The following is a 3,018-nucleotide window of genomic DNA, read 5'->3' as shown; positions in this document are numbered from 1 at the left end:
TGGTGGTCGCGGCGGCGGGCGTCGCGCGCATCGGCACGGCGGTCTGCGGCGGCAGCGGCGTGCCGGGCTGCATCGGCACCGGTCCCTGCAGCGGCCCCTGCGGCGCGGACGGCGTCATGACCGACGGGAGACCCGCCGGGACGCACGCGCAGGTGCACGCGCACGGCGCCTGTGTCACGTGATGCACGACCGCGTGATGGACCGGCGGCGGCGCGGGCACATAGGCCTGCGGTTGCACCAGGATCGGCGGCTGCGGCGCGACCATGACCGGCGGCTCATAGACCGGGGGCGCATAGACGGGCGCCGCATAGGCCGGCGCGGCATAGACGCCGCCGAAATACGGGAAGTCATAGCCTAGGCCGAAGCCGAACCCGGCGGCCGCGAGACCGCCCCAGTAGCCGGGCCAGCCCCAGCCACCCCAACCGCCGCCCCAGCCCCAGCCGCCATAGCCCCAGCCGCGACCGCCCCAGCCGCCATAGCCCCAGCCACGGCCACCCCAGCCGCCGTAGCCCCAACCACGACCGCCCCAGCCGCCGTAACCGCCGCGATAGCCGCCGTAGCCGCCACCATACCCGCCACGGAATCCACCGTAGCCGCCCCGGAAGCCGCCGTATCCGCCGTGAAATCCGCCATAGCCACCGTGGAAACCGCCGAATCCGCCGCGGAATCCGCCGCCGCCATGGAAGCCGCCACCGCCGCCATGGCCCCAGGCCAGCGCCGGACGGGCCACGCCGATGGGAAGCAGGCACAAGGCTGCGGCTGCCGCGATACGCAGCGCCTTCGACCCGGCCGTCGCTCTGATGTCTCGCATGCTCACGCCTCCCTCGGCTCGCACCGTGGTCGGTCTGCGCCGGCCATGTAACGGATATATGTGCGCGGTGTGACGCAATGCACGCCGCGTGCGACGGCGCCCGTGATTTTAACCTGTTATTTAGTGTAACGACCCTGCGGGCGACCGCTTCCGGGCGGCCGCGTCAGTGGATCTCGCCGGCCGCCGCCAGGGCCGCGCGCAGCTTGGCCGGCGTGAAGCCCGGATCACGGCAGACGTCGAGGATGACCGCCTCCCGCCGCGACAGCAGGTCGATAGCCGCCGGCAGGCGCCGCACGGCCTCGGCCGGGATGACCACGGCGCCGTGGCGGTCGGCGTGGATCACGTCGTCGTGGCCCGCCTGCATGCCGAACACGTTCACCGGCCGGCCGAAATCGACCAGGTGCATATGCGCGTGGCTCGGCCCGATCCGCCCGCCGAGCATCTGGAAGCCCGGCGCCCAGGCGTCGATATCGCGGAACGATCCGTTGGTGACGCAGCCGAGCGCGCCGAGTGCCTTGTGGACCGTGGAATGCACCTCGCCCCAGAACGCGCCGTAGCCGGGCCGGTCGTCGAGGTCCTGCAGCACGACGATGGTGGGCATGGGCGCCGCGGCCACGTAGTCGTACCAGTCCCGCCGGTCGGCGACCGCGCCGCGCGGTGCCTCGCGCGCGCGCAGCGTGCCGACGCGGGCGAGCCCCACGATCGGCGGCGCCGCCGGGTCGATGCAAACCAGGGGTTCAGTGGTAAAGCCGATCGCCCGCCGCTCCGGCGCCACCAGTTCGAGACCGTTGCAGATGGTGGGCGTGTCGAAGCGGCGGAGCGCCTCGAGATCGCTCCAGTCAAACGCGCGGTCGGCCATGCGGCGGGTCTCCGTGGTTGCGGCGCGGCCGGCTCAGACGTGCTGGCCGCCGTTGATGTGGATCTCCGCACCGTTCACGTACGACGATGCCTCGGTGCAGAGGAAGAAGATCGTCTCCGCCACCTCGTCGGTGGTGCCGAGACGCCCCATCGGCACCTCGCGCTGCACGATCTCGTCGGTGCCGGGCGAGAGGATCGACGTCTTGATCTCGCCCGGCGCGATCGCGTTCACCCGGATGCCGTAGCGGCCGAAGTCGAACGCCATTTCGCGGGTCAGCGCCGCCAGGGCGGCCTTGGAGCACGCATAGGCGACGCCGGCATAGGGATGCACGCGCGCCCCGGCGATCGAGGTGACGTTGACGATCGCCCCCTTGGCCGCCCGCAGCTCGGCGAACAGACCGCGCGCGAGGAGGGCGGTGGAGACGAGATTGACGCTCAATACCTGTTGCCACACGGCGATGTCGGTCTCGAGCGCGCCGAGACGGGTGCCGCGCGGCCCCTTGGGCGAGATGCCGGCATTGTTCACCAGCGCGTCCAGCCGGCCGGTGCCCAGCCGGTCGCGTATCTCGCTCACCACGTCGTCGATCGCGTCGAGGTTGCCGAGATCGAGCTGCACGTGGTCGAGCTCGCCGCCCGGCCAGGGGCAGGACGCGCCGGGAAAGGCATGCCGCGAGACGGTCAGCACCCGCCAGCCGGCGGAGGCGAAGCGCTTGACGGTCGCATGCCCGATCCCGCGACTCGCGCCGGTCAGCAGCAAGGTGCGCGGCCCGTCGCGCCTTGCCCGCTCGCGGAACTCCGCCGCCCGTTCGGGCGGCGCGTCGAGGACCGCGAGGTCCGCGGCGCTGCGCCCGGTAAAGGGGCAGACCTGCGGCGGGGCATCCGCCGCCGGCGGGGCGTCGGTCTCGGCGGTCGGCGTGTCGTCGCGTGTGGACATGTCGTCACCCTTGACGGCTTCAGTCATCGTTAACCCGGACGGGGCACAGAGGAAAGGCTCGCGCCGCATACAAGACCCTTCACCGTCCAACGGATGCCGTCATGCCGGCTGCCGCTTCCGCCCTCACGCTGCCCGGGCACGCGCCCGATCACGCCAGCCGCGGCGCCTGCGTGCCATTCGAGACGCCTGCCCTGTTCGCGGCGCGTGTGCGCGGTGACGACCGGCACGGCCTGTCGCTGCTGCTGCGCAATTTCTCCGCCGGCGGCGCCATCTATGTCCTGCCGTGGGAGGCGGCGCCGCAGACCATACCGATGACGGCGCGCGACCGCGCGCTGCATCACGAAGTCGCGGCAAGCCGGGCGCTTACCCCGCGCGCGGTGCGCTCGGCGGTGCGCAGCGTCGCCGCTGCCGGCCT

4 protein-coding genes are annotated in these 3,018 nt (G+C 72.5%); 1 reads left to right on the top strand and 3 read right to left on the bottom strand.

Going from position 1 to position 3,018, the window contains the following annotated elements:
- The 3 genes from B8460_RS22910 to B8460_RS14140 all read right to left on the bottom strand — a co-directional run.
- On the bottom strand, nucleotides 1-811 hold an 811-nt coding region (locus B8460_RS22910), incomplete at its 3' end, for a hypothetical protein (RefSeq protein WP_373855891.1).
- 163 nt (nucleotides 812-974) lie between these two features.
- Nucleotides 975-1,670, bottom strand: a complete 696-nt coding sequence (locus B8460_RS14145; protein WP_048862256.1) for an RraA family protein — start codon at nucleotides 1,668-1,670, stop codon at nucleotides 975-977.
- Nucleotides 1,671-1,703: 33 nt separating this feature from the next.
- The gene (locus tag B8460_RS14140) at nucleotides 1,704-2,603 is read right to left on the bottom strand and encodes an SDR family NAD(P)-dependent oxidoreductase (protein WP_084623675.1); all 900 of its coding nucleotides are present in this window, start codon (nucleotides 2,601-2,603) and stop codon (nucleotides 1,704-1,706) included.
- 101 nt (nucleotides 2,604-2,704) lie between these two features.
- On the opposite strand from B8460_RS14140, the gene B8460_RS14135 reads away from it, so the two are divergent.
- The coding region (locus B8460_RS14135; protein WP_048862255.1) for a hypothetical protein at nucleotides 2,705-3,018 on the top strand (314 nt) is incomplete at its 3' end.

This window comes from Acidisphaera rubrifaciens HS-AP3 (assembly GCF_000964365.1).
GTDB classification, from domain to species: Bacteria; Pseudomonadota; Alphaproteobacteria; order Acetobacterales; family Acetobacteraceae; genus Acidisphaera; species Acidisphaera rubrifaciens.
This window is presented reverse-complemented; position numbering and strand designations above follow the sequence as displayed.

Bases quoted from the DNA above. Each gene is read 5' to 3' on its own strand.
- B8460_RS14140 (WP_084623675.1), bottom strand. From the start codon at position 2,603: ATGTCCACACGCGACGACACGCCGACCGCCGAGACCGACGCCCCGCCG.
- B8460_RS14145 (WP_048862256.1), bottom strand. From the start codon at position 1,670: ATGGCCGACCGCGCGTTTGACTGGAGCGATCTCGAGGCGCTCCGCCGC.